We start from the raw sequence: 26,615 nt of genomic DNA, 5'->3' as shown, positions 1-26,615 counted from the left end.
CGACTTCAGGACACCGCACGGCGTAGGTGTTGGACGAAGGCCTCATCAGTGTCGGTCATTTGCAGAACGGGCAGGACCGCCTGCCACCCATTGCTGCTGTTGGTGAACATCACCAGCCCCTCGCCCGTCTCGGGTTCCATATAGGCGAAGGTGAAGGTTCCATCGTCCATGCCGGTGTGCATCAGGAACCGACGCCCGTCGATCAGAATGCTTTCCCATCCCAGACCAAAACCGTCCTCGGTCGCGCAAGGCGTTGCGGCGTCGACTACACACGCGTGGCCAGAGCGCGCGGTTTGGACCTTTTGACGTTCTAGATAGAGCGCTGATGTAAGGCCCTGCCGATGCAATAGGCCGATTATGAAGCGGCCGTAGTCGGAAGGCGTCGAAATCAGATCGTCGGATGCGATGTAGTGATCCGCGATCTGCTGGGGCAAGGCTATCAGATTTGCGTCGTAAGGCATGGCCAGACGGCCAGCGAACCACGGGCGTCGTGTGTAGGCTGTGTCGTTCATTCCGCTTGGGGTGAAGATGAGGTTCTGTGCCAGTGTTTCGAACGGCTCGCCTGTCTTCCGTTCAACGAACCGCGCTAGCCATTCAAAGCCTTCGCCAGAGTAGCCGAAGATTTCTCCCGGTTCGTGATCGAACCGAAGGACACCCCCGTCGTCGGCGCGCCAGTTGGGCAAACCCGTGCGGTGGCTCATGACAAATCGCGGCGTCAACCGAGCCGCCCGAGAATCACCCGCCACGTCCGGATCGATCCAATAGGCCGACATGCTCTCGTCCAAGGCGATACTACCGCTCGAAACCAGCCGCATGGCGACCTCCGCACTGACGGGCTTGGCCAAGGACGCGACGTTGTAGAGGGTTTGCGGGGTCGCGGGTTCGCTGGGCGAGGCTTGGCCCCAAGCCTGGGTGTAAACAATCCGCCCTTCCTTCAAAACCGCGACCGAGATGCTTGCGATGTGGAATTGCAAAAGCAGTTCGGGCGCTCCAGCCTCCAAGGCGAGACTAGGTGATGGGGCGTCTGCGGTTCGAGACCGTGCGTGGGCGGCCGGATCATCGATGGGTTGAGCTGGTGCGGGGCTCGCCGCGAGCCATAAACCTATCGCTGCCATCGTGCCGATGCGCATCATGCCGTTCAAAGCCTCCGCCGCCCTCATGGCGCAAGCCAGCATGTGCTTTCGCTTGACCTGATGTCGCAAGTTAAGCTTAGGCAATGTCAGGGGTCCGACAGCGCTTCGGCTGAGGGTGCTGATCGTGAGTAGCGAACGGTTAGGCCGCGAGGATCGGCTGTTTTAACACCAATCCTCCGGGGTCTCCTCGCGGTAGTCCCACAGGGAGTTCGGCTTGATCGTTGTAGAAGCTACTTGGACCAACCAACGAACGTGAATTGGCTCAGCTGGATCGGCGCCTACAGCCCCAACGTCCTGCGGATGTCGCGCCAGTCGACGTATTTGAAGTTCTGGGTGCCGACGTCGTTGACGTCGTCCTGGATGACGACCAGGCCTTCGGGGAAGGGGCCGACCTGTCCGCTTGCAGCAGCTAAGCCGTCCGTGCCGGTGACGCCGTCCACTGCGCCGTCAACGACCTTGAACCGGCCTTTGTATTCCGGCGCCGCGCCGTCGATGCGCCAGACGGGGAAGGTGGAATCGCCCTGGCTGGAGGCGATCAGGTAGCGGCCCGAGGCGTCGGTGATGGTCGTCAGGCCCTCGGCGTCGGCGACCAGAATGTCCTTGGCGATGGGCTGGATCAGGGTGCGGGCGGCGCCCGACGCCGGGTTCAGGCCATAGCGCCACAGGCCCACGTTCTCCTCGGTGATATAGAGGGCGTCTGTGGCCTCGTCGGCGGCGCAGCCTTCGGAGATCGTGCCGATCTCGGCGCGGCGCACCTCGCGGGCGGCGGGCTTGCCGTCAGCCCCGACGCTCAGGATGAACTGGCGCAGTTCGCCCTCATGGCCGACCAGGATGGCGTGAACCTCGGCCCCGCGACGCGCGAAACAGAAGCCGTAGGGTTCGATCACGTCGGTGGCGACGGCGCCCCAGTAGCGCACGCCGTTGTCGCCAGTCCCGGCCGGGTCGAAGGTGTAGAGCGAGATGCCGGTCTTGCCCGGCGTGCGGTCGCTGGCGCCCAGCACCACCTGCGGGCGGCCGCCGACCGACAGACCCTCGACCACATCGACGTTGTTCAGCAGGCCCTCGGGCAGGAACTGCAGGATCTGGCCGTCGAAGCCATAGATATAGAGGCCGGACTTCTTGTCCGTGCCGGCGACGAAGCCGGGGGTTTGTTTGCCCATTACACTGACGGGCGCGGCGCTGGCCCAGACGGCGGGGTCGTCGGCGGCGTCCTGGCCCGCCGTGCCGACCGACGGGGTTTCCAGCACGGCCTGGACCGATGCGCCGGGGCCGACGAAGCCTTCGCCCTCGCCCTGGAAATCGACCTCGTGCGTGGCGCAGGCGGCGAGAAGCGACATCATAGCGTAGGCGGACAGCAGGCGGGTGGTGGTGCGGCGCATTTTGGTCCCCGAAATGGTCTGAAGGCGTCCTGTCGCGAACCTGCCGTCCCGGTCAACGGCGCGAGCGTGACTGTTGGGCGTCGTTTCGATGACCAATGATCCGTCACAGGATCGATCGTCGCCATCCTGTCTGAAATTCGCGAAGTCCGCGTCGCGGAACCGTCGCTTACGCGTCGTCGCCGAACGTTAATCGGGCCTCCCATCGGCTGAAGCGAAACGTCGCTCGCCGAAGGGGACCTATGACATGAAACTGAACCTGCTGATGGGCGCGGCCCTCAAGCCGATGATCCTGGCGCCGATGATCCTGGCGCCGCTGGCACTGCCTGCGCATGCCGATGTCGCCGTCGCTTCGGCGTCCGCCGCCGTCGCGGGCGACGTGATCTATGGCCGCGTGACCAACGCCGCCGGCTCGCCTCTGCCGGGTGCGGAAGTTCTGGTGCGCGGCACGGGCCAGCGCGCTGTGACCAACACCCAGGGCGAGTTCACCCTGCCGGCCGCCGGCGGCCAGGTGGTTCTGGACGTCCGCTACCTGGGCCTGCCCTCGACCAGCCAGACGGTCATGACCACGCCGGGCGAGGGCGCCAATGTCGCCATCGTCCTGGGCGCCCAGTCCGCCACCGACGTGGCCGACGTGGTCGTGACCGGTGTGATCACCGACGGCGTCGCCCGCTCGCTGAACCAGCAGAAGAACGCGCAAGGCACGGTCAACGTCCTGTCGGCCGACGCCATCGGCCGCTACCCCGACCCCAACGTCGCGGAATCGCTGCAACGCGTCCAAGGCATCGCCATCCAGCGCGACCAAGGCGAGGGCCGCTACATCAACGTGCGCGGTGCGCCGTCGGCCTTCACCGCCGTGTCGGTGGACGGGGTCGCCATCCCGGCCGTTTCGCCCACGACCCGCGCGGTCGATCTGGACACCCTGCCTTCGGACATCGTCTCCAGCGTCGAGGTGTCCAAGACCCTGACGCCGGCCCAGGACGCCGATTCCATCGCCGGCGCCGTGGACATCAAGACTCGCTCGCCCTTCGACAAGCGCCGCCTGACGCTGAGCGGCTACGCCGGCGCAAGCCATAACGATTACGGCGGTTCGGACACCCGCGCCGGCGCGACGGCGTCGAACGTCTTCGGCCCGAATGAGACCTTCGGCGCCCTGGTGTCGCTGAGCTATTCGGAAACCAACCGCCGGCCGGACAACGTCGAGAACGCTTGGGTCTATAACGCCACGACGAACCGCTATTCGCTCGAAGAGTCGCTGTTCAAGGATTACGAGACCAAGCGTACGCGCAAATCCCTGACCGGCGCCCTGGAATGGCGCCCCAGCGACGACATGCGCGCCTGGGTTCGCGGCTCCTATGCGGACTTCGAGGACGACGAATACCGCAACACCCTGCGCTTCGGCTATTCGGACGGCACGCTGGCGGCCGGTTCGACCGATCAGGCGGCGACCTTCACCGGCGCCCGCATCTACAAGGCCCTGCGTCACCGCACCCAGAATAACGAGATCATCACGCTGAACGGCGGCGCAGAGCGCACCTTCGACAACGGCGCGGTTCTGGACGCCACCCTGTCGTGGGCCCGCAGCGAGCAGACCTATCCGCACCGTGACGAGCTGGTCTATCGCTCGGGTTCGCGCACGCTCAGCTACGACACCACCGATCATTATCAGCCGACCTATTCGGCCTTCACGGATCCGACTGGTTATTATCTGAACGCCGCCAACTACAGCTTCCGCGAGAACACCTTCCGCGAGAACTCGACCCTCCAGGAAGACGTGGCGTTCAAGACCAACTTCGAACTGCCGACCATCATCGGCGGCCGCGAAGTGACGCTGAAGTTCGGCGCCAAATACAGCACCCGCGACGTGACCGCCGACGAAGAGCGTTTTCGCGATCGCGACGCCGCCGCCAACCCCGGCGCCCTGGGGCCGCTGTTGAGCACGCGGGAATCGAGCAACTACGACTACGACCTGGGCTTCAAGTTCGACTCCGGCCTGGTGTCCGACTATTTCGACCGCATCGCCGTCACGTCCAAGGGCGCGGCTGCCCGGCGGCTGCCTCAGTCGCTGACTGCAGACTATACCGCCAATGAAGACATCCTGTCGGGTTATGGCCAAGCGCGCTTCGATGTCGGCGCTACCAACGTCTTGATCGGCCTGCGCGTCGAGAAGACGGACTTCGAGGGCTCGGCCTTGCGGGTTCCGCCGACCGGCACGCCGGTGACGACCGAAGTCAATCGGGACCAGACCGATTTCTTCCCGAACCTGACGCTGCGCCACAGCTTCAGCGATCAACTGGTCGGACGTTTCGCCCTGACGCGCGCCATCTCGCGCCCCGACTATACGGACATCGTTCCGCGCGTGCTTGAAACGACGGAAGGCGGCCGCACGACTGTCGCCCGCGGCAACCCGGATCTGCGCCCGACCCTGTCCAACAACTTTGATGCCGGCCTGGAATATTACCTGCGTCCGCTGGGCGTGATTTCGGCCAACGCCTTCTACAAGGATCTGTCGAACTATCGCTTCACCCTGGTTACGGACGGCGTGCCCTATGTGACGCCGACGACGACCGTCGCTCAGGTGACCGAGGCCCGCAACGCGCGTGACGGGCATCTGGCGGGCATCGAGTTCAACTGGCAGCAGACGTTCGACTTCCTGCCGGGCTGGGCGTCGGGCTTCGGCGTCTTCGCCAACTACACCCTGACGGATGCGGAGATCAAAACCAGCCGCGCCTTCGCCGGTCGCGACACCTTCACCCTGCCGGGCCAGTCGGACGAGACCTACAACGCGGCCCTATTCTACGAGAACTACGGCTTCAGCGCGCGTGTCTCCTACACGCACCGGGGCGACTTCCTGGAGGCGATCAACGCCACGACGCCGGGCCTGGACCTCTATGTCGAGGGTCGGGGTCAGCTGGACTTCACCGCCAGCTATGACTTCGGCAATGGCGTCGAGGTGTTCGGCGAGGCCAAGAACCTGACGGACTCGGCCGGCGTGCGCTACTACGGCGTCAAGGAGCGGACCTACGAGTACGAGAAGTTCGGCTACAACGTCTTCGTGGGCGTGCGCTTCAAGCTCTAGGGGCGCCTACCGAACGTGATCGAAGGGGCCGGGCGGCGACGCTCGGCCCTTTTTCGTGGCCCAAGCCTCTGCAATTGGTCGAAACGCGGCCCCATATGGCGTGCAGCGGTTGACCCGTGCGGGGCCGGCGCTAGTGTCCGCGCGCCTTTCCCCGCGCGCCAGAAGACCAGAGGATACCATGGCCGAAGCCACCGCCGCCTACGACGTCGTCATCATCGGCGGAGGCCCTGGCGGCTATAACGCCGCGATCCGTGCGGGCCAGTTGGGCCTGAAGGTCGCTTGCGTCGAGATGCGTTCGACGCTGGGCGGCACCTGCCTGAACGTCGGCTGCATGCCGTCGAAGGCTCTTCTGCACGCCTCGGAAATGTGGAATGCGGCCAACAGCGAGTTCGCCAAGATCGGCATCGAGGTCCAGCCCAAGCTGAACCTGGGCCAGATGCACAAGTCCAAGGACGAGAGCGTCACCGCCCTGACTAAGGGCATCGAGTTCCTGTTCAAGAAGAACAAGGCCGACTGGATCAAGGGCCGGGGCAAGATCGTCGGCAAGGGCAAGGTCGAGGTGACCGCCGCCGACGGTTCGGTCCAGACGCTGGACGCCAAGAACATCGTCATCGCCACGGGTTCGGAGCCGACCCCGCTGCCGGGCGTCGCTTTCGAAGACGGCAAGGTGATCGATTCGACCGGCGCCCTGTCGCTGCCGGCCGTGCCCAAGAAGCTGATCGTGGTCGGCGCCGGCATCATCGGCCTGGAACTGGGTTCGGTCTGGCGCCGCCTGGGCGCCGAGGTCACTGTGGTTGAGTTCTTGGACCGGATCACGCCGGGCATGGACACCGAGGTCGCCACCGCCTTCCAGCGCACCCTGACCAAACAGGGCATGACGTTCAAACTGGGCGCGAAGGTCACGGCCGCCAAGTCGGTCAAGGACGGGGTGGAGCTGACGGTCGAACCGTCGGCGGGCGGTGCGGCGGAAACGATCAAGGGCGATGTCGTTCTGGTCGCCATCGGCCGTCGTCCCTACACGGACGGCCTGGGCCTGGAGAGCGTCGGCGCGACGCCGGACAAGCGCGGCTTCATCGACCATGACCACTTCAAGGTGGCTGGCCAAGTCAACGAAGGGGGCGTCTGGGTGATCGGCGACGTGACCCACGGCCCGATGCTGGCGCACAAGGCGGAAGAAGACGCCGTGGCAGTGATCGACACCATCGCCGGCAAATACGGCCACGTCGACTACGCCCTGGTCCCAAGCGTCGTCTACACCTTCCCCGAAGTGGCCTGGGTCGGTCAGACTGAGGACCAGCTGAAGGCGGCGGGCGTCGCCTACAAGAAGGGCAAATTCCCCTTCACCGCCAACAGCCGCGCCAAGATCAACCACGAGACCGACGGCTTCGCCAAGATCCTGGCCGACGCCGCCACCGACAAGGTGCTGGGCGTCCACATCATGGGCCCGCAGGCCGGCGAGATGATCCACGAGGCCGCTGTCACCATGAGCTTCGGCGGCGCCTCGGAAGACATCGCCCGCACCTGCCACGCCCACCCGACCCGTTCGGAAGCCGTGCGCCAGGCGGCCATGGATGTCGAAGGCTGGATGATGCAGGCCTGATCCGGCGCCGCGTCGAAAGGCGCGGGGCTTCAGGTCAAGAAAAAGGCCCGGTCGCTTCACAGCGGCCGGGCCTTTTGCTGTTCGGCGGGAGGGGGCGTCAGGCGGCCCAGGCCGTCTCTCGTCCTTGGGATTGGCGGCCCGCGTCGATGCGGAAGCGCGACACCAGTTCGGCCAACTGCTCGGCCTCGTGGCTGAGGGCCTGGTTCGCGGCGGTGGTCTGTTCGACCATGGCGGCGTTCTGCTGGGTCGTTTGGTCCATCTGGTTCACGGCGACGTTGACCTCGGCCAGACCCACCGCCTGTTCGCGGGCGGAGGCGGCGATCTCGGCGGCCAGCAGGTTGATGTCGGCGACCTGGCTGATCAGGGCGGTCAGGGCGCCGCCGGTCTGGGACACCAGCCGGGCGCCTTCGCCGACGCTGGCGCTGGAGGCCGCGATCAGCCCCTTGATCTCTCGCGCGGCGTCGGCCGAACGCTGGGCCAGGGCGCGAACCTCTGAGGCGACGACGGCGAAACCGCGACCGGCCTCGCCCGCACGGGCGGCCTCGACCCCGGCGTTCAGGGCCAGGAGATTGGTCTGGAAGGCGATCTCGTCGATGACGCCGATGATCTCGCCGATGCGGCCCGAGGTGCTTTCGATCTGACCCATGGCGGCGGTGGTGTCAGCGATGATCCGCTCGCGCTCCTCGGCGCCGCTTCGGGCCTTGGCGGTGATGCCTGCGGCGGACTGGGCGCCCTCGGCGGTCTTCTTCACCGTGACGGTGATCTGATCGAGGGCTGCGGCGGTCTCTTCCAGGGCGGCGGCCTGCTGCTCGGTGCGACGCGACAGGTCGTTGGTGGCGGTGGTGACTTCGGCCGTGCCGGAGCGCATCGCCCCGACCAGTTCGATGATGTCGCCCATGGTCGCTGTCAGGGTGTCGGCGGCGGCGTTGTAATCGTCCTTCAGCTTTTTGCTGCGCTCGGCGAAGGTGGTGGTGATCCGATAGGTCAGGTCGCCGCGCGCCAGGGCCGCCAGGCCGTCGCCCAGGGCTTCGACCACCACGGCGTCTTCGGCGGCCAGACGTTCGCGTTCGGCCTCGCCGGAGAGGCGGGTGGCGCGGGCGGTTTCGCGCATGGTTTCGGCCTCGGTCTCTGTCTCCTTCTGGCGCACAGCGGCGTCGCGGAAGGCGATGACGGCGCGCGAGATCTGGCCGATGTCATCGCCGCGCGACACCCAGGGGGCGTCGAAGTCGGTGCGGCCCTGGCGCAGGGCCTCCATCCGGTCGCACAGGCCCTTCAGCGGCGAGAACATCCGGCGCGACACATAGAGGCAGGCGCCTAGCGTCAGCAGAGCCACGACCAGGCCGCAGGCGAACAGGGCGATCATCATCTGGTTCACCGAGGCCATGAAGTCGGCCTTGGGAATGCCGACGAACAGGACGCCGATGGTCTGACCGGCCGCCGTCTTGATCGGGTCGTAGGCGACGAAATAGGGTTTGCCGAGGATGTCGGTCTGGCCGCGATAGGGTTTGCCGTCCTTGAGCACGGCATCGAAGACCGGGCCGGGCTTCAGCTTGGTGCCGACGGCGCGCGAGCCGTCGTCCTTGACCACATTGGTCGTGACGCGAAGGTCGCCCATGAAGACCGTCGCCGTGCCGCCGACCAGGGTCTTCACCCGATCCACGGGGGCGGTGAAGTCGTTCATCGGGGTCGAGCCGACGTAGAGTTTGCCGTCGCGCGCGGTGAAACCGTCGCCGTAGTCGGCCAGCACGTCCCAGGCGACCCGCATGTTTGTTTCCTGCCGCTCGGCCGCTCTGGCCGCCGCGTCGCGGGTCAGAAGGACGGCGGCGACCGCCATCACGGCCAGGGTCAGGGCGCCGAGGGCGGCGATGACCATCAGGGCCGTCTTGGCCGAAAGGGAAAGGGCGCTGAGTTTCATCGTCTGGTCCGAGTAGAAGGGCCGGTGGAGGGGCCGAGCTTCTGACTTGCCGGAACGAGGTTAAAATTCTCAACCTATAAGGGTTCTTGCGTAGTCGGCTCAGGCCAGACCCTTCAGGCGATACAAGGCTTCCAGCGCCTCGCGGGGGCTGAGGGCGTCGGGATCGACGTCCTGCATGGCCTTCTCCAGAGGCGAGGGTTCGCGCATCGGTTCAGGCTCGGCGACGGCGAACAGGGGCAGGTCGTCCAGTCGGGCGGCGGCGGCTTTTTCGCCCTCCAGCCGGTTCAGCACCGAGCGGGCGCGGGCGACGACGGCGGCGGGGACGCCCGCCAGTTTGGCGACCTGAACGCCGTAGGAGCGATCGGCCGCGCCGGGCGCCGCCTCGTGCAGGAAGACCAGTTCGCCGTTCCATTCGCGCGCGACCATGGACAGGTTGCAGACGTGGTCCAGCCGCGTCTCCAGCTGGGCCAGCTCGTGATAGTGGGTGGCGAACAGGGTGCGGGCGCGGTTGGTCTCGTGCAGGGCCTCGGCCGTGGCCCAGGCGATGGCGAGACCGTCGTAGGTGGCGGTGCCGCGACCGATCTCGTCCAGAACCACGAAGCTTTTGGGGGTCGCCTGGGTCAGGATGGCGGCGGTCTCGACCATCTCCATCATGAAGGTGGAGCGCCCGCGCGCCAGGTCGTCGCCGGCGCCGACGCGACTGAACAGCCGATCCACGACGCCCAGCCGCATCGACCGCGCGGGCACGAAGGCGCCGGCCTGGGCCAGGATCACCAGAAGCGCGTTCTGGCGCAGGAAGGTGGACTTACCGGCCATGTTCGGGCCGGTGACGATGGCGAGGCGCGATCCGTCCTGGCCCGATCCGTCCAGCCGGGCGTTGTTGGGGGTGTAGGGCGACCCTTGCGCCTTGACCGCCGCCTCGACGACAGGATGGCGGCCGGCCTCGACGCAGAAGACCAAGGTGTCGTCCACCACGGGCCGGGTCGCGCCGACCTCCTGCGCCCATTCGGCGAGGGCGGCGTGGGCGTCCAGTTCGGCCAGGGCCTCGGCGACGGCCTGCAGCGGCTGGGCCAGGCGGGCGGCCTCGCGACGCCAGCCCTCGAAGGTCTCGCCCTCGATGGCCAGGGCGCGGTGACCGGCCTGGCTGATCTTGGCGTCCAGTTCCGACAGTTCGACGGTGGTGAAGCGGACTTGATTGGCCAGGGTCTGGCGGTGGATGAAGGAGCTTTCAGGACCGGCGCGGAACAGGGGTTCCGCCGCCTTGGCCGAGGTTTCCAGGAAATAGCCGAGGACGGCGTTGTGCTTGACCTTGAAGGGCACGCCGGATTCGGCGACGGCGCGCGCTTCCAGGTCGGCGACGACGCGGCGGCTGTCGTCGCGCAGGGTGCGGGCCGCGTCCAGTTCGGGCCGATAGTCGGGGCGCACATAGCCGCCGTCGCGCGCCAGGTGCGAGGGCTCTTCCACCAGACCATCGATCAGGTCGGCCTTCAATCGCGACACGTCCGCAGACAGGGTCAGCCGATCCAGGGCCGAGGCGATGCGGCGCGGCTGGCCGGTCAGGGGGTCGAGCTGGCCCCCCGACTGGCCGACGAACAGACCGGCGACGCCCTCCGCGATCGACAGGCCTATACGCACGGCCGCCAGGTCGCGCGGGCCGCCGCGCCCCAGGGCCAACCGCCCGACGGCGCGGGCGATGTCCGACGACGCCTTCAACGCCTCACGCAGGTCACGCCGCAGATCGCGCCGCTCCAGCAGCCATTCGACGGCGTCGAGCTGTTCGTTAATCGCCAGGGGATCGCGCAGGGGCCGGGCGATCCGTTCGGCCAAAGCCCGCGCCCCGCCCGAGGTGACGGTGCGGTCGATGCAGGCGAGCAAAGACCCCTCGCGCTCGCCGCGCTGGGTGCGGTCGATCTCCAGACTGGTCCGGGTCGCCGGGTCGATGGCCAGAAAGCCGCTTTCGCCCAGCCGGCGCGGCGGGGCCAGGGCGGGGACCTTGCCGGCCTGGGTCGTCTCCAGATAGGCGGCGATCAGACCGAGCGCCGAGACTTCGGCCTCCTCGAAGGCGCCGAAGCCGTCGAGGGCGGAGACGCCGTACAGCCGTTCGACCCGCACGCGTGCGGCCTGGGGTTCGGCGATGGCCGAGGCCAGCGCCTGGACCACGCCGCCCGAGCCGTCGAGGGCATCGCGCGTCGTCTCGTCCGAATACATCCGGTCGGTGACCAGAACCTCGGACGGGCGGAAGGCGGCGAGGGCCGCGCCCAGGTCCTCGATAGAACAGGCGACGGAATCGACCGCGCCGGACGACAGTTCGACCACGGCGACCGCCGCCCGGCCCTTGCGCACCGCCACGGCCGCCAGGCGATTGGCGCCGCGCGCATCCAGCAGGCTGTCCTCGGTCAGGGTGCCGGGCGTGACCACCCGCACCACGCCGCGATGGACCACGGATTTGCCGCCGCGCTTCTTGGCCTCGGCAGGGTCTTCCAGCTGTTCGCAGATGGCGACCTTGTGGCCCATGCGGATCAGGCGGGCGAGGTAGCCCTCCATCGAATTGACCGGCACCCCCGCCATGGGGATGTCTTCGCCCTGATGCTTGCCCCGCTTGGTCAGGGCGATCCCGAGAGCGGCGGCGGCGACCTCGGCGTCCTTGAAGAACAGCTCGTAGAAATCGCCCATGCGGAAGAAGAGGATGGCGTCCGGCTGACCCGCCTTTGCCGTCAGATATTGCGCCATGAACGGCGTCGCGCCCTCCAGCGAAGCGGCGATTTCGGGGGGGTGAGAGACGGGGGCGTTCATGTGGCGACAGGGTGACGGATCGCGCCCGACGGCTCAAGGCCGTTGAACGGCCCTTGCACAGGCTTCTTGCCCCTGCGATAGGCCGCGCCAGGCGGTTTAGGGAACACGGTGAGACACCGTGGCTGTGCCCGCAACTGTAGGCGGCGAGAGCGTCGTTCGTCCGGGGTCTGATCACCTCGGCGCCACTGGGAAACTGGGAAGGCGAGGACGGCGGTTTTTGACCCGCAAGCCAGGAAACCTGGCCGCCAACGTCGCTCGTCGCTGTCCGGGACCAGGCAGAGGCGCGGGACTATCTCGTCGCAGCGACCCGACCTTGCGCCGTCCAGACCCCTTGCGGTTTGGCGGGTCGGCTCGCTTTGAACGGTCTCTCGCGCGCATTCGCGGGACCGGAAACGGGGATTTCGCTCAATGAAGCGTTCCATTCTTCTCTCGACGGCGGCTGTCGCCGCCACCTTCGCCGCCCCTGCCTTCGCCGCTGACGATACGACCCAACTGGATGAAGTCGTCGTCACCGCCACCCGCATCCCCGCCATCGTCGCGGACACGCCCGGCGCCCGCGTCATCGACGCCAAGACCATCGAACAGCGCGGCGCGATCTTCGCCGCCGACATCCTGGCCGACGTGCCGGGCCTGTCGGTCTATCGCGCCGGCTTCGGCGGTGTGACCTCGGTGCGCATCCGCGGGGCCAGCCAAGACAAGTCGCTGGTTCTGGTGGACGGCGTGCCGGTCAACGATCCTTCCCAGCCCTCCGGCGGCTTCGACTTCTCGGGCTTCGATCTGGGCGACGTGTCGCGCGTCGAAGTTCTGAGCGGCCCGCAATCCTCACTGTGGGGATCGGACGCCATCGGCGGCGTGATCTCCTTCACCACACGCGAGCAGAACGGCATCTCGGCCAATGCCGAGGCCGGATCGTACGGCACGGTGCGCGGGCGTCTGGGCCTGGGCGTGGCGACCGACAAGTTCGCCTATGGCCTGTCCGTCTCGCGTTTCCAAAGCGACGGCTTCTCGGTTGCGGACGAGGCCAATGGCGCCACCGAGGCTGACGGTTTCGACAACACCACCGTCAACGCTCGTGCGCGTTACGAACTGAACGATCGCGTCGGCGTGGACGCCAGCTACCGCCACTCCGATACCTTCGCCGACTTAGACGGCTTCGGCCCGGTCGATGCGCTGGACACCGCCGCGACGGTCAACCAGTCGGGTCTGGTGCGTCTGCGCGCCGCCGACGTGCTGGGGCTGAACCATCAGTTCACCGTCGCCGCCTCGAACATCGACCGCGACTCCAACAGCGCCTTCCCCTCGGTCTACACAGGCCAGCACCGGCTGTATCGCTGGCAGGCCGACAGCCGCGACCAGGACGCACGTCTGGTCTATAGCTTCGGCGCCGAGCACGAGGAGAGTAAGGCGGACCTGAACGGTTCGGTCGAGGCCGAACTGGGCGTCAGCTCGGTGTTCGGGGTAGCGCGTTTCGCGGCTACGGATCGGCTGAGCCTCACGGCGGGTCTGCGCCACGACGATACCGACGATTTCGGCGGCGAGACCACAGGGCGCGTTTCGGCCGCCTACGATCTGGGTTCCGGCCTGACGCTGAGCGGCGCCTATGGCACCGGCTTCAAAACGCCGTCGGTCAGCCAGGCGGTGTGCGACTTCTGCTTTATCCTGCCGACAACCACGGTCGCGACCCTGGTTCCTGAAAAGGGCAAGGGCGGTGAATTGGCCCTGGGGTGGCGTTCGCAGGACGGCCGTTTCGATGGTCGCCTCACCGCCTACCGTCTGGAGGTCGAAGACCAGATCGACGGCTTCTTCAACAGCAGCACCTTCGAGTTCTACTACGTCAACCTGTCGCGCACGCGCACGGACGGCGTCGAACTGGAAGGTCGCGCCGCACTGGGCGGCGGGTTCGAGCTGTCGGGCGCCTATGCCTGGACGGACGCGCGCAACGCCGTGACGGATGCGCCAATCCTGCGTGTGGCCCAACATTCGGGATCCGCGACCCTGGCCTGGACGGGCGAGAGCCTGTCGGGCGCCCTGACGGTGCGTGCGGAAGGCGATATGCCGGATTCGGGCGGCCAGCGTGACGGCTTCGTCGTCGCCAATCTGAACGGCGCCTGGGCGTTGAACGACAAGGTGTCGCTGACGGCGCGGGTCGAGAACCTGTTCGACACCCACTACCAGCAACTGCTGGGTTACGGCGAAGCCGGTCTGTCCGGCTATGTCGGGATCAGGCTGCGCTACTGATCCGGGCGCGGGCGCCGGCGGTGAAGGCCGCCGGCGCTTCGAGCGCCAGGGCCGCCCAGTCCAGGTTCGGACAGGGGGCGTGGGCGGCGGCCAGGATGGCGCGCAGTTCGGCGGCCGAGGCGACGCTGGCCACCACCTTGTCCACCCCTTTGAGCGCCAGGGCGTAACCCAGGGCCGCCTGCATCGGGTCGCAGCGTTGCTCGGCCAAGCGCCGACGCGTGCGCGACAGGGCCTGGGCGTGGCTGGCCAGTTCGACCGGCAGATCGTCGCCGCCCGCGAACAGCAGGCCGCCGGCGAAGACCGAAGACAGATGAACGGACGCACCCGTGTCGGCGATGGCTTCCAGCACGCCGTCCTGGGCGGCGCGTTGGTCCAGCAGGCTGCACGGCACCTGAACCACATCGGCTTCGAGACGGCGCGCCAGCAGGGCGGGACCGTCTTCCAATGTGGCGCAGAAACCGATGCGACGATAAAGGCCGCGATCCTTGAGGCTGCGGGCGCGATCCCACAGGGCGCGACCTTCGGCGCCGGCCAGATCGGCGGCGTTGGAAATCAGCAAAACGTCGCCGCGGGGCAGGCCCATCCGTTCCAGCGAGCGCCGGGCGCGGGCCTCGACCCGGTCCAGGCCTTCGCTCAACGGCACGGTCCGCACCGTGACCTGGAAGGGAGAGGGGAAGGGCCAGGCCTGACCCAGCAGGCGTTCGCTGTCGCCCTCGGGCCGGGTGGCGATCAGTTTGACGCCGGCGTCGGCCCCCGTTTGCAGCAGGAACCGCATGGCTTCTTCGCGGGCGCCGGACGGCGCGCTCATGAAGGCGCCGGGCGCGCGTTCGGGCTCTGTCACCACGGCGAGAGCCAGGCGATGGATGGGCGACGACGCCGAAGGTGTGGCGGGGGAATACGACACGCCCGCACAATGACGCCCAATGCTTAAGGGACGCTGAGCGAGACCTTAAGCGAACCCTACTTATCCACCGCTGATATGCGCAATCCGGCGAAAATCAGGCGTCCGCGTCAGGCTGTCGATCCGGGTGGGCCGAGGCGAAGGCGGAGTGGGCCTGGGCGGTCGCCTCGATGGCCAGAAGCCGGGGCCAGGCGGACAGGTCCATATTGAACCGCCGCGCCGAATAGAGCTGTGGAATCAAATAGCAATCCGCCAGCGTCGGGGCGTCGCCAAAGCACCAGGCGCCGCCGTGGCGGGCGATCAGGGCCTCCAGCGCATCGAATCCCGGCGCGATCCACTGGGCGGCCCAGGCGTCCACGGTCGCCTGATCGGCGTCGAAGGTCGACCGCAAGGCCTTCAGCACGCGCAGGTTGTTCAGAGGGTGAATGTCGCAGCCGATCAGGGCGGCCATGGCGCGCACCGCCGCGCGATCGTTGGCCGCCCTCGGCAGCAGGGCAGGTTCGGGGTGGGTTTCCTCCAGCCATTCGAGGATGGCTGGGCTCTGGGTGACGATCAGGTCGCCGTCCTGAAGGGCGGGGACCATGCCCTGCGGGTTCAGCGCCAGATAGGCGGCCGTCTTCTGCTCGCCCTTGCGCAGGTCGTGGGCGGCGAGGTCATAGCCGAGGCCTTTCAGGTTCAGGGCGATGCGGACGCGGTAGCTGGCGCCCGAACGCCAATAGCCGTGCAGGATCATGGCTGGATCTCGAAGCTGAGCGTCTCCAGACCCTCGACGGTGACGACCACGCGGTCGCCGGGACTGACCGGGCCGACGCCGGACGGGGTGCCGGTGAAGATCAGGTCGCCCGGTTGCAGGCTCCACAGGGCCTGCGCCGCCGCGACGATGCGGTCGGGGTTCAGGATCATGTCGTCCAGCGCGCCCGCCTGCTTGACCTCGCCGTTGACGCTGAGGCCGATGGCCCCGGCCGGTGCGGGCAGGGCGCCCAGGGTGATGGGGCCGCACGGCGCCGACTGGTCAAAGCCTTTGGCCGCGTCCCAGGGGCGGCCGGTCTTCTTGGCCTCGGCCTGCAGATCGCGTCGCGTCAGGTCGCAGCCGACGGCCCAGCCGACGATGGCGACCCCGCCGTCCGCATCCGGCCCGATGGCCGCGACCAGTTCGGCCTCGTAATGCAGATTGGCCGTCGCCGACGGATAGGCGGGGTTCGCCCCATCCGACACCACGGCGTCGCCGGGCTTGGCGAAGAAGAAGGGCGTCTGCTTGTCGGGGTCCGACCCCATCTCGCGCGCATGGGCGGCGTAGTTCTGGCCCACGCACAGGATCCGGCGGACGGGAAACCGCTGGTCCGTTCCAACGATCGGAAGCGAAGGGGCGGGGCGGGGCGGGAACAGCCATTGGGTCATTCGACCGTTCTAGTGCGGCGAAAAGCCCGTGGCGAGGGCAGAGACGGGCGCCCATCTGTTGGAACCTCGTCGAACATGTGGCGTTGCAACACGGGGTTCTCTATTCTACCGCCAAGCTTTAAACGGAGCGCGCATCATGGCCACCACCAAGGCCCGAGAAGACATCAAGGCCGACCTGAAGACCCTCAAGGAGGATCTGAAGACCGGGGCCCGCGAAGAAACCCAGCGCCTGCGCGAGAAGGCCGCCGAGGCCGAAGCCAAGCTGCGCGCCAAGAGCGATGAAGTGCGCGACCAGGCTCGCGGCTATTACGACGAAGCCCGCGTGAAAGGCCGCGAATATTACGACGACGCCGCAGAACGTTTCGACGAAGCCCAACGCTATGTCGTCGAACGCGTGCAGGAGCGTCCGCTTCAGTCCACCGCCGTGGCGCTCGGCGTCGGCGTCATTCTGGGCCTGCTGCTGGCCGGCCGCCGCCGCTGATGTTCAAGGGCATCGTCAAAAAGCTGGTGGCGACGGCTGTCGTCGCCGCCAGCGTGTTTCTGGCCGTCGTCTTTCTGGGCGTGTCGATCTTCTATGCGCTCAGCCTGACGTTGACGCCGCTGGGCGCGGCGGCTGTGACCTTCGGCCTGTTCGCTTTGGTCGCCCTGATCGTGGCTGTGGCCTTCCTGAAGGGCGACAAGCACGACGAGGCGGATGAAGAGGACGAGCCGGAAGGCCTGTTGGGCAAGGTGATCCATATCGTGCGCGAGCGGCCCATCGTGGGCGCCGTCGGCGGTCTGGGCGCGGCCTTCCTGTTGCTGCGCAATCCGGCCCTGGCGGCGATCGTCGCCAGCATGGTCGCCGACCGCAAGATGGACCAGGGCGGCTATTCGCGTCGTCGTCGTCGATAAGCCAACCGAAGGACGGAACGGCCAAGCCGCCACGACGTTGATGTATCGGACCGACGATACGGCTCTCGGGTCGCCGACGGCAACATCAACTCAGGAGAGCCAAACCCATGATGCGTTGGGCAATTATCTTCCTGGTCGTGGCCTTGGTCGCGGCCGTCCTCGGCTTCGGCGGCATCGCGAACTTCTCGTTCGAGATCGCCAAATTCGTCGCAGTCGTCGCCATCATCCTGTTCGTCATTGCGCTGGTGGCTGGCGGACTTCGCGGACGCGGCGGCGCCCCCCGACTATAACGGGCGAGATAATCAGATTGAGGGGCGGGACTTCGGTTCCGCCCCTTTTTCTATGCGCCGAGACGATGTTGAGAAAGAACTTTACAATACAAAGTTTATAGACGATGCTCCTCCATCGGATTTGAGGAGGAGAGACCCATGACACGCGAGACCCAGGCCATTCAGGACGACATCGCCTATATGCGCAGCCTCGCGCATGAAGGCCGCCATGCGCCCTTGTTGGCGGGACCGATCCTGGTTACGGCCGCCATCGTTTTCGGCGCCGCCAACATTGGTCAGTGGGCCATTCAGGCGGGAATAATCCAGGTCAATCCATGGGCGCAGTTGTGGCTCTGGATCGCCTCCGGCGTCGTCTTCGCCATCGGCTTGACGGTCCTGATCGGACGCATGAAGGGCAAGCCGGGCATCAACTCGGCTGGCAACAAGGCGGTCAGCGCGGCTTGGTCCGGCGTTGGCTATGGCATCTTCGTCACCTGGCTGGCGCTGATGGCTCTATCGTTCAAGACCGGGAATTGGTCGTGGATGGCGGTGATGCCGACGACTGTGCTGGTCGCCTATGGCTCGGCTTGGATGATCGGTGCGGCGATGACGAAGACGCGCTGGATGTCGTTCACGGCCCTGGCGGCCTATGCCGGCGCGGTCGCGGTGGCCTGGTTCATCGACAGCCCGGCAATCTATCTGGTGTTCACGGTCGTGCTGATGGCCGTCGCCCTGGTTCCGGGGATCATCCTGATGCGCCAGGAACCGTCGGAGATCGTCTGAACATGGCCGATGATTTCGACATCAGCCGCATCGACGACGTCATCCATGGGCGCATTCGGCTGGGCATCATGGCCTATCTGTCGGGGGCGGGCACGGCGGACTTCATCAGTCTGAAGGCCCGGTTGCAGACCACGGACGGCAATCTGTCGGTTCATCTGCGCAAGCTGGAAGAGGCCGGTTTCGTCGCCGTGACCAAGAGTTTCAAGGGTCGAAAGCCCCTGACCGAGGCCAGCCTGACCGACCAGGGACGCGACGCCTTCGTCGCCTATCTGGATGCGATGGCGGGCCTGCTGCCAGATCGGTAAAATCAAGCTAGAAGCGCGGGTATGACCACCCGCCTTCACGCCTTCGAGGCCATCGACAACTTCCGCGACTATGGCGACTACGCCACGACGGCCGGGCGGCGCGTGCAGCCCGCCCGTCTGTTGCGCTCGGCCCACCATGCGCGGGCCAGCGATGCGGATCTGGAGCGGTTGCGGCTGCTGGACATCGGGGCGGTGGTCGATCTTCGCCGGCCCGGCGAGCGGCGCGATCAGCCGTCGCGCCGGCCGGACAACTTCACCGGACTGGTGATCGAAGGCGGCGTGGACGACGGGGCCGAGGCGCCGCACATCGCCTTCCTGAAGACCGCCGACCTGACGCCCGAGTCGGGTCGGCGGTTCATGGAAAACACCTATCGGACCCTGCCGTTCGATGCATCGCATCAGGATGTGTTCAGCCGCTATTTTCAGGCTCTGGCCGATCAGGACCGGGCGGTGGTGATCCATTGCGCGGCGGGCAAGGACCGGACGGGGTTTCTCGCGGCCCTGACCCATCATCTGCTGGGCGTGTCGCGCGACGACATGATCGAGGACTATCTGCTGACCAATACGGCCGTCGATCTGGCCGGGCGCGCGCCGGGCATCGCCAGGAAACTGCACGAGATGACCGGTCGCCTAGCGTCCGACGACGCCGTCGTGGCCTTTCTGGGCGTCGAGGCCGCCTATCTGGAGGCGGCGTTCGCCGAGGTCGAGGCGCGGCATGGGTCGGTGGACGCCTATCTGCGCGACGCCCTGGGCGTCGATACGGCGCGGCGCGACCGGATCGTGGAGCGGCTGTCGGCGTGAGCAAGGTTCTCAGCCACGTCGTCACGCGCGATGCGCCGTGGGCGGAACCCGTCGAGGTCGCTGCGGGACTGGGCGGCCGCGACGGCGTGTTGGCACTGATTTCGGACGGCGGACCGGGCGGGCGCTGGTCGCATATCGCCACGGCGCCGGACCGCGTTCGGGTCGGCCCTGTCGATGACGCCGCGCCGTTCCAGGCGCTGAGAGACCTTGCGTTCGGCGCGGGCGTGGTGGGCCTGGCCACTTATGACGCGGGCGCGCGGCCGGCGACCGGGCGGCGACAGACGACATGGCCCGACCTGATGCTGGCCCGTTACCCGGCCATGCTGACCTTCGATCATCATCAGCGCACCGTGCGCGCGGTGGGGCGAGGGGCGACGGCGGAGCAAGCCAGCGAGGCAGCGGAGGTGGCCCTAGAGTGGCTGTCGAACGCCGCCGTCGTCGCGCCGCCATCGGCGCCGGCCGAGACCTTCGACGCCGAAGCGCCGGCGGGCGCCTATCGCGCCGCCGTATCGGACGTGGTGGAGCGGATCGCGGCGGGCGAGCTGTTCCAGGCCAATATCGCGCAGGCCTGGTCCGGCGTCTTGAAGCCGGCCGCCGATCCGTTCGATGTCTTCTTGCGCCTTCAACAGGACCGCGCCTCGTCCTTCGGAGCCTATTGGCGGATCGGAGAGCGGACGCTGGTGTCCAACTCGCCCGAGCTGTTCCTCGCCTTCGACGCCGCCAGCCGACGCATCGAGGCGCGCCCGATCAAGGGTACGCGCCCCCGCGCCGTCGATCCGGTTCAGGACGCCGCCCTGGCGGACGAGCTGCAGGCCAGCGCCAAGGACAGGGCCGAGAACCTGATGATCGTCGACCTCATGCGCAACGACCTGGCGCGCGTGTCGCAGCCGGGATCTGTGCAGGTCGAGACCCTGTTCGAGATCGAGCGCCATCCGACCGTGCATCACCTGGTCTCGACCGTGACGGCGCTGGCGCAGGCCGGCGTCGGTCCCGCCGACCTGCTGGAGGCGACTTTCCCGCCGGGCTCGATCACCGGTGCGCCAAAGCACCAGGCGATGAAGGTGATCGCGGCCCACGAACCGCCGCGTGGTCCCTGGTGTGGCTCGCTGTTTCTGATCGGGGAAGACGGCGCCCTGACGGCCTCGGTCCTGATCCGAACAGCGGGGTTCGAACGCGTGGACGGCGTCTGGCGGTTTCGCACTTTGGCCGGCGCCGGCATCGTGGCCGAGAGCGACCCGGAGGCGGAAGAGGCCGAGACCGACGCCAAGATTTCGGCGATGCGCGACGCCCTGATCGGGTCTTAAATCAGCAGCTCTTGCAGGCGATGACGTCGGCCGTGCGGGGACGCAGATAAGCCATCCGCTTGAACTGGGTGACATAGGGGGCGACACGATCGAACGGCGACCTGTAGTCGTAGTTCGCCTCGGCCACGATGACGGATTCGCCGTCGGCGAGCATGTCGGAGGGAAGCTTGGCCTCCGCCACCGTCAGTTTCGCGGCTATGCCTTTTCCGACGCTCCAGTCGACCCGGTAGGTCGTCGCATTGACGCGCGTGACGCTTGAGACCCGCTGGGTCAGGCCGCTCGCCGCAAACGGCTTCATGATCAGATCGCCGAAAGCGAGCAGATCCTGGACCTCGGTCTTGGTGACGGAATCGGATTGGGACACCAGGTCAGCCGTCATCGCGGCGACATGACCCGTGCGTTTCAGCGCCATATAGCCCTGGCAGAATTCGACCATGCCGAAATAGAACACGATCAGGATCGGAGCGAGGAAGGCGAACTCCACCGCCGCCAGCCCGCGCGTATCGCGTGCCAACGCCCTGAAGCATGAGATCAGGCCGGTTCTACGCATTCCACGGCTCGTTGCGGAAGGCGGTCGTGGAGCGCAGTATGATCTTGCCGATCCCGAGCGGCGAGGTGGCCTGGCTCAGCATCGGGGTGGCGAGCGGGTGCACATACCAGACGCTGACCAGAATGAGGTCGCCGGGCTTGCCGCCGTCGTAGATGGTCTTTTTCTCGTCCATCGCGCCGTTGGTGATCGGATCGGGAGGATTGGGCTCGGTGAATTTGGGGATCACGCGGACATCCACTGTCGCGCGATTGGCGCAGTCGCTCTCGAACAGCATCATGCGGCTGCAGAATTCGGTCTTGAAGCGGGCGGCGGTGAACTTCTGCTGATCGGCCTGTCCGGTGCGGACCAGGCGGCCGGCTTCCGTGGTCGCCGTCTCCATGACCGAATCCAGAACGAAGACGATGCCCAGCTCCAGGATCGAGAAGATCATCAGGAAGAAAGGAAGGGCGACCATCGCGAACTCGACGGCCGCCGCGCCTTCACGCTTGCGCCGGCGCTGCGCACGACGCTGACTGGCGGCCGATGGGTCCGTAGCGCTCATATCCGGGATCAGGGGGCGGTCGGCGCGGCTGTCGGAGCGACGCGGACGCTGGGCGCGCAGGAAGAACCGCAGGCCATTTCCGTCGACTGCGCGCCGCGCCAGACACGAACCGAACCCGTCGAGCCGCCCGACACCACGATCTCGCGCTGGAACAGGGTGCGGCCGACGCTGTCGACCACGGCGACCTCGGTGACGCCATAGCCCTTGCCGACGATGAACAGGGTGTTGGCGTCGACCATGGACACGTCCGCGATCTGCGAATTGCCGACGATGACAGAGGCGGCGGCGCCGCGCAGCTGGACCCGCGTCGAACGATCGATCTCGACGTTGAGCGGGCCGTTCTGGGCATGCGCCGCGATGGGAGCTGCGACGAGGGCGAAGGCGAGGACTTGCGCCAGGACGGGGGCGGAGATGCGAGACATCGGCGGCTCTGAATGACGGCGCGTGCGGACGCGGACGCACGCATGATGCGCCGATGATCCTCAACAAAGGCTGAAGCACCGGGACGAGAATTTTCTTTGGTAAATCTGCGCGTAACCAAACCTCGTGACTCAGATTTAACGGGGGTCTGGCATTTTGATCCTGCGTTTGGGGGTCAAGCGGGCTACCGGCTCCCCCCGCCAAGTTGCTCGCTAGACCATTTTGAAAAAAAGGAACTACCCATGACCAAGTTCATCTCGCGCTTCGCCAAAGACGAATCGGGCGCTACCGCCATCGAATACGGCCTGATCGCTGCTCTGATCGCCGTCGCTCTGATCACGGTGCTCGGCACCATGAGCACCAGCCTGAAGGCGACCTTCACCAAGGTCTCGACCGAACTGAACAAAGCGAACACCTAATCGTCGAGCGATCGACGTAAGGACGGGGGCCGGAGCTGAAAAGCTCCGGCCCCTTTTCTTTTGGCAACCCAACTTTAAGCCCTGCCGGGCAAGATAGGCGTCATGGATATTCTGCTGCTCATCGTGCTCGGCGTGTTTCCGGCCCTCGTGATCGTCGGCGGTCTGCATGACCTGATCACGATGAAGATCCCCAACTGGGTCTCGCTGGCCTTGATCGCCGCCTTCTTTCCCGTCGCCCTGCTGATCGGCGCCGCGCCGATGGACATCGCCATTCACGTCGGGATCGGCGTGGCTGCGCTTGTGGTCGGAATGGGCATGTTCGCGGCCGGATGGGTCGGCGGCGGCGACGCCAAGTTGCTGGCCGCCAGCTGTCTGTGGATGGGCTTGAGCGGCGTCGCGCCATTCCTGCTGTGGACCGGCATCGCTGGCGGCGTCTTCTGCCTGTTCCTGATGACCGCCCGCCAGTATTTCCCGATGGTAGCACCGTCGGTGTCGCAAGGCTGGGTCGTCAGTCTGATGCAGCCCAAGGGCGACATCCCCTATGGCGTCGCCATCGCCGCCGGCGCCCTGTTGGCTCTGCCGGAAAGCGGTCTGCTGCTGACCTTCGCCTCGGGTCGCTGAGGTTACGCGGACCAGCGTTCGCGCCGCTTAGGAAGCGTTAACCCGTAAGGGTCATGATCGTTAACGGTAGGCCTCGGGGACTGAATCCGAACACAGCGCCTGCTGGAGACATTCTGGATGAAGCCCGCCCGTATCGTCGTCATCTGCATCGCCGCCGTCTCGGCCATTGGTCTGGCCCTGGTGGTCCGGGCCATGGGATCATCCTCGAACCAGCCCGCCGCGCCTGCCGCCGCCGCTGCGGTCGAAACACGGGCGATGGCCAAGGTGCTGGTCGCCGCCAAGGACCTGGAGCCCGGCAAGCGCCTGGTCGAGGGCGACCTGGCCTGGAAGGACTGGCCGGCGGACGAGGTCAATCCGGTCTTCATCACCGACGGCTCCACACCCGTTCCCGCCAAGCCCGTCGCGGAGAACGCGGCCGAGAAGGCCTCCGGCGCGGTCGAGCGTGTCGCCCATGCGGCAAACGAACTGACGGGACCCGGCGCCAAGTCCGACTATATCGGCTCAGTCGTGCGCGAGCCCATTCTGGCCGGTGAACCGATCGTGGCGCGCAAGATCGTGCGCGCCGGCGACAGCGGCTATCTGGCCGCCTATCTGGAACCGGGGATGCGTGCGATGGCGATCGCCGTCACCGTGGAATCCGCCGCCGGCGGCTTCATCCTGCCGGGCGACCGGGTCGATGTGGTCCTGACCGCCGAAACCAATCGCAACGGCGCGGTCGAAGGCGCCTCCAAGTCCAAGTTCATTTCCGGAACCGTGCTGCAGAACATCAAGGTTCTGGCCATCGACCAATCGACGCGCGCCGGCGACGACGAACAGGCCGTGGTCGGCGCGACCGCCACCCTGGAAGTCCGTCCGCAGGCTGCGGAAATGCTGGCCCAGGCCAAGGCCGAGGGCGAACTGTCGCTGTCGCTGCGGTCCTACGCCGACACCGCCGGCCCGTCCGGCGCCACGCACCGTCGCGCCGCGGCGACGGCCCAACCCCAGGCCGTTCGCATCTATCGCGGCGGCGCGCCCGAAGTGGTCGCCGTCCCATGAAAGCCGTTCCGATGCGCCGATCCGCGATGCAAAAGACCGCCGCCGTCGCCTGCGCCCTTCTGGCCAGCCTGACCGCCGCGCCCGCCGGCGTGGCCCAGACGCGGGCCGCCGTGTCGATGGGCGCCGCGCCGCAAATGATCAATCTGCCGCGCGGCACGTCGTTCGCCGTCGATCTGCCCGCCGATGCGCGCGACGTGATCGTGTCCAATCCGCAGGTGGCCGAGGCCATGCTGCATTCGCCGCGCCGCATCACCGTGATCGGCATCGCGCCGGGCGAGACCGACGCCGTCTTCCTGGACGGGGCCGGACGCACGATCCTGAGCCTGAAGGTGCGGGTGGATGCGGGCACCAGCGCCCTGCAGGACACTCTGAACCGGATGATACCCGGCGGCCAGGTCCGGGCCGAGGCGGTCAACGACAGCATCATCCTGACTGGCGTGGCGGAGAACCCCGCATCCTCGACGCAGGCCGCCCGTATCGCGGCGGCCTTCGTTGCGACGCCTGAAAAGGTGCTGAACATGATCACCGTGCCGGGTTCCGATCAGGTGACACTGAGGGTTCGCGTGGTCGAGGTTCAGCGCAACGTTATCAAACAGCTGGGCTTCAACACCTCGGCGGTCGTCGGGCGATTGGGCGATACGCAATGGCTTCTGGGCAATGCGGCGACCTGGGGTGTCAACAGCGCCTTGCTGGGCGGCATCAGCGCAGGCACGTCGATCGATACGACCAAGAACTATCAGATGCAGCGTCCCTGCATTGGGCCGGGCTGGCAACCGGGCGCTCTGTGCCCCTTTACGGTCAATGGCCCGGATGACGCCGTCAACTGGGACACCGCCCAGCCCGGCACCGGCCCCGGTTCGGACAATCTGAGCAAGGGCGAGGCCATGTTGAAGGCCTTCGAACGCGTCGGCCTGTTGCGCACGCTCGCCGAGCCGAACCTGACATCGGTCAATGGCGAGGCGGCCAGCTTCCTGGCGGGCGGCGAATTTCCGGTTCCTGCCAGCCGTGATGCTCAGGGCCAGATCACGGTCCAGTACAAACCCTACGGCGTGGGCCTGGCCTTCCGTCCAGTGGTTCTGTCGGGCGGCCGCATCAATCTGCAGGTCAAGGTCGAGGTGTCCGAACTGTCGTCACAGGGCGGCCTGACCATCGGTGCGGGAACACCGTCCTCCATCACCCTGCCGGGCCTGACGGTCCGTCGCAGCGAGAACACCATCGAAATCCCCTCGGGCGGATCGATGATGATCGCCGGCCTGCTTCAGGAAAGCAGCCGCCAGACGGTGGATTCGCTGCCCGGCGTCACCAACCTTCCGGTGCTGGGCCAACTGTTCCGCTCGCGCGATTATCTGATGGGCGAGACCGAGCTGGTGGTCATCGTCGAGCCCTATATCGTCAGTCCGACCTCGCCTGGTCGGATGCAGACGCCGGCCGATGGCCTGCGGATCGCCGAAGACAGCCAGACCATCCTCTTTGGACAGCTGAACCAGGTCTACGGCCTGCCCAATGCGCCCCCGGCCGGTTCGGTCGGCTATGTGATCGAGTGAGCGCCCCCATGACTTGCAGTGTGATCCGCACCCCGATCATCGCCCTTCTCACCACGACCGCCCTCGCTCTGGGCGCCTGCGTTGGCGGCCCTGCCAGCCTGGGCGGCGAGCCGCCGCTGACGCCGACCTCGCGCTATCAGCTTCAGGTCGAGCCCGATCTGGACCGGATCGCCCTGGCGGTTCATGACACCGGCCTGTCGCCGGCTCAGGGCGACGCCCTGCAGGCCCTGGTCGGACGGTATCGCTACGTCGATGCCGTGCCGATGGTGATCGAGGCGCCCGCCGGAAACGATCCGGTCGCGCTGAAGACCGCCTATGACATCAAGTCCATACTGGCGGCGTCGGGCGTGTCGCCGGATCGCATCACCCTGGTCAGCTATGCGGCGCCGGATCCGAGGGCGCCGGTCGTGGTCGGCTATCAGACCGTCCGCGCCGCCGTGCCGCAATGCGGGACGACATGGGGCAATCTGAGCCGCACCGGAGACAATCAGTCGGGCTCCAACTTCGGCTGCGCCGTCACGGCCAACCTGGCCGCCCAGATCGAAAATCCGCGCGACATCCAGCGGCCGCGCACCATGACGCCTGCCGACGCCGGACGACGTACGGTGGTCTTTGACCTGTATCGCAGCGGCAAGCCGACCGCAGCCGAGGCGGAAACCCTGATCCGGGAGACCGCCGTCTCCCGTGCGGTGAACTAGA

The 26,615-nt window shown here is 66.9% G+C and carries 25 protein-coding genes and 1 riboswitch; of the genes, 15 read left to right on the top strand and 10 right to left on the bottom strand.

Translation table 11 applies throughout. The features are described 5' to 3' along the window. Positions 1-5: 5 nt before the first annotated feature. A complete protein-coding gene (locus tag ACQY72_RS08525) occupies positions 6-1,133 on the bottom strand; it encodes a serine hydrolase domain-containing protein (protein WP_428152995.1) in 1,128 nt (375 codons plus the stop codon). 278 nt (positions 1,134-1,411) lie between these two features. Next, the gene (locus ACQY72_RS08520) at positions 1,412-2,512 is read right to left on the bottom strand and encodes a phytase (protein ID WP_428152994.1); all 1,101 of its coding nucleotides are present in this window, start codon (positions 2,510-2,512) and stop codon (positions 1,412-1,414) included. A gap of 244 nt (positions 2,513-2,756) precedes the next feature. Between ACQY72_RS08520 and ACQY72_RS08515 the strand changes: the two genes are divergently transcribed. Both ACQY72_RS08515 and lpdA read left to right on the top strand, forming a co-directional pair. After that, positions 2,757-5,588, top strand: coding sequence for a TonB-dependent receptor (locus tag ACQY72_RS08515; RefSeq protein ID WP_428152993.1), 2,832 nt, complete (start codon positions 2,757-2,759; stop codon positions 5,586-5,588). A gap of 178 nt (positions 5,589-5,766) precedes the next feature. Next, entirely contained in the window at positions 5,767-7,188 is a 1,422-nt protein-coding gene (gene lpdA, locus ACQY72_RS08510) for a dihydrolipoyl dehydrogenase (RefSeq protein WP_428152992.1), read from the top strand. Between the two features lie 97 nt (positions 7,189-7,285). Here the strand turns inward: lpdA and ACQY72_RS08505 are convergent, their stop codons facing one another. Together ACQY72_RS08505 and mutS are read right to left on the bottom strand one after the other, a co-directional pair. Then, positions 7,286-9,103 (bottom strand): methyl-accepting chemotaxis protein, encoded by a 1,818-nt coding sequence (locus ACQY72_RS08505; protein WP_428152991.1) that lies wholly within the window; start codon positions 9,101-9,103, stop codon positions 7,286-7,288. Positions 9,104-9,202: 99 nt separating this feature from the next. Beyond that, complete coding sequence (mutS, locus tag ACQY72_RS08500; protein WP_428152990.1) at positions 9,203-11,896, bottom strand: DNA mismatch repair protein MutS; 2,694 nt, start codon at positions 11,894-11,896, stop codon at positions 9,203-9,205. Between the two features lie 98 nt (positions 11,897-11,994). Continuing rightward, positions 11,995-12,136: riboswitch (cobalamin riboswitch) on the top strand. A 168-nt stretch (positions 12,137-12,304) separates the two neighbouring features. Between mutS and ACQY72_RS08495 the strand changes: the two genes are divergently transcribed. Continuing rightward, positions 12,305-14,134: a TonB-dependent receptor plug domain-containing protein gene (locus ACQY72_RS08495; protein ID WP_428152988.1), complete on the top strand. Its 1,830-nt coding sequence runs from the start codon at positions 12,305-12,307 to the stop codon at positions 14,132-14,134. On the opposite strand, the gene ACQY72_RS08490 is transcribed toward ACQY72_RS08495, so the two are convergent. From ACQY72_RS08490 to ACQY72_RS08480, 3 genes are all read right to left on the bottom strand, one after another. Then, entirely contained in the window at positions 14,118-15,038 is a 921-nt protein-coding gene (locus ACQY72_RS08490; RefSeq protein ID WP_428152987.1) for an aldo/keto reductase, read from the bottom strand. The genes ACQY72_RS08495 and ACQY72_RS08490 overlap by 17 nt on opposite strands. Before the next feature lie 94 nt (positions 15,039-15,132). Then, entirely contained in the window at positions 15,133-15,768 is a 636-nt protein-coding gene (gene maiA, locus ACQY72_RS08485) for a maleylacetoacetate isomerase (protein ID WP_428152986.1), read from the bottom strand. Next, on the bottom strand, positions 15,765-16,433 hold the full coding sequence (locus tag ACQY72_RS08480) for a fumarylacetoacetate hydrolase family protein (RefSeq protein ID WP_428152985.1): 669 nt from the start codon (positions 16,431-16,433) through the stop codon (positions 15,765-15,767). The genes maiA and ACQY72_RS08480 overlap by 4 nt, the downstream gene beginning before the upstream one ends. 136 nt (positions 16,434-16,569) lie before the next feature. On the opposite strand from ACQY72_RS08480, the gene ACQY72_RS08475 reads away from it, so the two are divergent. From ACQY72_RS08475 to ACQY72_RS08445, 7 genes are all read left to right on the top strand, one after another. Next, complete coding sequence (locus tag ACQY72_RS08475; RefSeq protein ID WP_135193936.1) at positions 16,570-16,914, top strand: DUF883 family protein; 345 nt, start codon at positions 16,570-16,572, stop codon at positions 16,912-16,914. Then, positions 16,914-17,324: a hypothetical protein gene (locus tag ACQY72_RS08470; protein ID WP_428152984.1), complete on the top strand. Its 411-nt coding sequence runs from the start codon at positions 16,914-16,916 to the stop codon at positions 17,322-17,324. The genes ACQY72_RS08475 and ACQY72_RS08470 overlap by 1 nt, the downstream gene beginning before the upstream one ends. Positions 17,325-17,431: 107 nt before the next feature. Next, positions 17,432-17,614, top strand: a complete 183-nt coding sequence (locus ACQY72_RS08465) for a DUF1328 domain-containing protein (protein ID WP_291538791.1) — start codon at positions 17,432-17,434, stop codon at positions 17,612-17,614. A 138-nt stretch (positions 17,615-17,752) separates the two neighbouring features. Next, the gene (locus tag ACQY72_RS08460) at positions 17,753-18,376 is read left to right on the top strand and encodes a hypothetical protein (protein ID WP_428152982.1); all 624 of its coding nucleotides are present in this window, start codon (positions 17,753-17,755) and stop codon (positions 18,374-18,376) included. A gap of 2 nt (positions 18,377-18,378) precedes the next feature. Beyond that, positions 18,379-18,681 carry a winged helix-turn-helix domain-containing protein gene (locus tag ACQY72_RS08455; protein ID WP_428152980.1) on the top strand — a complete coding sequence of 101 codons (303 nt, stop codon included), beginning with the start codon at positions 18,379-18,381 and terminating at the stop codon, positions 18,679-18,681. 21 nt (positions 18,682-18,702) lie between these two features. Beyond that, positions 18,703-19,482 carry a tyrosine-protein phosphatase gene (locus tag ACQY72_RS08450; protein ID WP_428152979.1) on the top strand — a complete coding sequence of 260 codons (780 nt, stop codon included), beginning with the start codon at positions 18,703-18,705 and terminating at the stop codon, positions 19,480-19,482. Continuing rightward, on the top strand, positions 19,479-20,786 hold the full coding sequence (locus tag ACQY72_RS08445) for an anthranilate synthase component I family protein (RefSeq protein ID WP_428152978.1): 1,308 nt from the start codon (positions 19,479-19,481) through the stop codon (positions 20,784-20,786). The genes ACQY72_RS08450 and ACQY72_RS08445 overlap by 4 nt, the downstream gene beginning before the upstream one ends. A gap of 1 nt (position 20,787) precedes the next feature. Here the strand turns inward: ACQY72_RS08445 and ACQY72_RS08440 are convergent, their stop codons facing one another. The 3 genes from ACQY72_RS08440 to ACQY72_RS08430 are packed head-to-tail and all read right to left on the bottom strand — an operon-like array spanning position 20,788 to position 22,299. Next, on the bottom strand, positions 20,788-21,336 hold the full coding sequence (locus tag ACQY72_RS08440; RefSeq protein WP_428152976.1) for a TadE/TadG family type IV pilus assembly protein: 549 nt from the start codon (positions 21,334-21,336) through the stop codon (positions 20,788-20,790). Beyond that, positions 21,329-21,877, bottom strand: a complete 549-nt coding sequence (locus ACQY72_RS08435; RefSeq protein WP_428152974.1) for a TadE/TadG family type IV pilus assembly protein — start codon at positions 21,875-21,877, stop codon at positions 21,329-21,331. The genes ACQY72_RS08440 and ACQY72_RS08435 overlap by 8 nt, the downstream gene beginning before the upstream one ends. A gap of 8 nt (positions 21,878-21,885) precedes the next feature. Beyond that, a complete protein-coding gene (locus ACQY72_RS08430) occupies positions 21,886-22,299 on the bottom strand; it encodes a pilus assembly protein N-terminal domain-containing protein (RefSeq protein WP_428152973.1) in 414 nt (137 codons plus the stop codon). Between the two features lie 240 nt (positions 22,300-22,539). Between ACQY72_RS08430 and ACQY72_RS08425 the strand changes: the two genes are divergently transcribed. The 5 genes from ACQY72_RS08425 to ACQY72_RS08405 all read left to right on the top strand — a co-directional run bounded on the left by ACQY72_RS08425 (position 22,540) and on the right by ACQY72_RS08405 (position 26,614). Further along, positions 22,540-22,716 (top strand): Flp family type IVb pilin, encoded by a 177-nt coding sequence (locus ACQY72_RS08425; protein WP_425986367.1) that lies wholly within the window; start codon positions 22,540-22,542, stop codon positions 22,714-22,716. 102 nt (positions 22,717-22,818) lie between these two features. Further along, on the top strand, positions 22,819-23,337 hold the full coding sequence (locus tag ACQY72_RS08420) for an A24 family peptidase (RefSeq protein ID WP_428152972.1): 519 nt from the start codon (positions 22,819-22,821) through the stop codon (positions 23,335-23,337). 117 nt (positions 23,338-23,454) lie between these two features. After that, on the top strand, positions 23,455-24,372 hold the full coding sequence (gene cpaB / locus ACQY72_RS08415) for a Flp pilus assembly protein CpaB (protein WP_428152971.1): 918 nt from the start codon (positions 23,455-23,457) through the stop codon (positions 24,370-24,372). Between the two features lie 26 nt (positions 24,373-24,398). Beyond that, positions 24,399-25,916 carry a type II and III secretion system protein family protein gene (locus tag ACQY72_RS08410; protein WP_428152970.1) on the top strand — a complete coding sequence of 506 codons (1,518 nt, stop codon included), beginning with the start codon at positions 24,399-24,401 and terminating at the stop codon, positions 25,914-25,916. Positions 25,917-25,924: 8 nt separating this feature from the next. Beyond that, on the top strand, positions 25,925-26,614 hold the full coding sequence (locus ACQY72_RS08405) for a CpaD family pilus assembly protein (protein WP_428152968.1): 690 nt from the start codon (positions 25,925-25,927) through the stop codon (positions 26,612-26,614). Position 26,615: the final 1 nt, after the last annotated feature.

Origin of the sequence: Brevundimonas sp., assembly GCF_965279155.1 — a bacterium.
In the GTDB taxonomy this organism is placed as follows: domain Bacteria; phylum Pseudomonadota; class Alphaproteobacteria; order Caulobacterales; family Caulobacteraceae; genus Brevundimonas.
The sequence above is the reverse complement of the archived record's forward strand: the minus strand, read 5'-3'. Positions and strand labels throughout refer to the sequence as shown.

Bases quoted from the DNA above. Each gene is read 5' to 3' on its own strand.
- ACQY72_RS08525 (WP_428152995.1), bottom strand. From the start codon at position 1,133: ATGATGCGCATCGGCACGATGGCAGCGATAGGTTTATGGCTCGCGGCG.
- ACQY72_RS08520 (WP_428152994.1), bottom strand. From the start codon at position 2,512: ATGCGCCGCACCACCACCCGCCTGCTGTCCGCCTACGCTATGATGTCG.
- ACQY72_RS08515 (WP_428152993.1), top strand. From the start codon at position 2,757: ATGAAACTGAACCTGCTGATGGGCGCGGCCCTCAAGCCGATGATCCTG.
- lpdA (WP_428152992.1), top strand. From the start codon at position 5,767: ATGGCCGAAGCCACCGCCGCCTACGACGTCGTCATCATCGGCGGAGGC.
- ACQY72_RS08505 (WP_428152991.1), bottom strand. From the start codon at position 9,103: ATGAAACTCAGCGCCCTTTCCCTTTCGGCCAAGACGGCCCTGATGGTC.
- mutS (WP_428152990.1), bottom strand. From the start codon at position 11,896: ATGAACGCCCCCGTCTCTCACCCCCCCGAAATCGCCGCTTCGCTGGAG.
- ACQY72_RS08495 (WP_428152988.1), top strand. From the start codon at position 12,305: ATGAAGCGTTCCATTCTTCTCTCGACGGCGGCTGTCGCCGCCACCTTC.
- maiA (WP_428152986.1), bottom strand. From the start codon at position 15,768: ATGATCCTGCACGGCTATTGGCGTTCGGGCGCCAGCTACCGCGTCCGC.
- ACQY72_RS08480 (WP_428152985.1), bottom strand. From the start codon at position 16,433: ATGACCCAATGGCTGTTCCCGCCCCGCCCCGCCCCTTCGCTTCCGATC.
- ACQY72_RS08475 (WP_135193936.1), top strand. From the start codon at position 16,570: ATGGCCACCACCAAGGCCCGAGAAGACATCAAGGCCGACCTGAAGACC.
- ACQY72_RS08470 (WP_428152984.1), top strand. From the start codon at position 16,914: ATGTTCAAGGGCATCGTCAAAAAGCTGGTGGCGACGGCTGTCGTCGCC.
- ACQY72_RS08465 (WP_291538791.1), top strand. From the start codon at position 17,432: ATGATGCGTTGGGCAATTATCTTCCTGGTCGTGGCCTTGGTCGCGGCC.
- ACQY72_RS08460 (WP_428152982.1), top strand. From the start codon at position 17,753: ATGACACGCGAGACCCAGGCCATTCAGGACGACATCGCCTATATGCGC.
- ACQY72_RS08455 (WP_428152980.1), top strand. From the start codon at position 18,379: ATGGCCGATGATTTCGACATCAGCCGCATCGACGACGTCATCCATGGG.
- ACQY72_RS08450 (WP_428152979.1), top strand. From the start codon at position 18,703: ATGACCACCCGCCTTCACGCCTTCGAGGCCATCGACAACTTCCGCGAC.
- ACQY72_RS08440 (WP_428152976.1), bottom strand. From the start codon at position 21,336: ATGCGTAGAACCGGCCTGATCTCATGCTTCAGGGCGTTGGCACGCGAT.
- ACQY72_RS08435 (WP_428152974.1), bottom strand. From the start codon at position 21,877: ATGAGCGCTACGGACCCATCGGCCGCCAGTCAGCGTCGTGCGCAGCGC.
- ACQY72_RS08430 (WP_428152973.1), bottom strand. From the start codon at position 22,299: ATGTCTCGCATCTCCGCCCCCGTCCTGGCGCAAGTCCTCGCCTTCGCC.
- ACQY72_RS08425 (WP_425986367.1), top strand. From the start codon at position 22,540: ATGACCAAGTTCATCTCGCGCTTCGCCAAAGACGAATCGGGCGCTACC.
- ACQY72_RS08420 (WP_428152972.1), top strand. From the start codon at position 22,819: ATGGATATTCTGCTGCTCATCGTGCTCGGCGTGTTTCCGGCCCTCGTG.
- cpaB (WP_428152971.1), top strand. From the start codon at position 23,455: ATGAAGCCCGCCCGTATCGTCGTCATCTGCATCGCCGCCGTCTCGGCC.
- ACQY72_RS08410 (WP_428152970.1), top strand. From the start codon at position 24,399: ATGCAAAAGACCGCCGCCGTCGCCTGCGCCCTTCTGGCCAGCCTGACC.
- ACQY72_RS08405 (WP_428152968.1), top strand. From the start codon at position 25,925: ATGACTTGCAGTGTGATCCGCACCCCGATCATCGCCCTTCTCACCACG.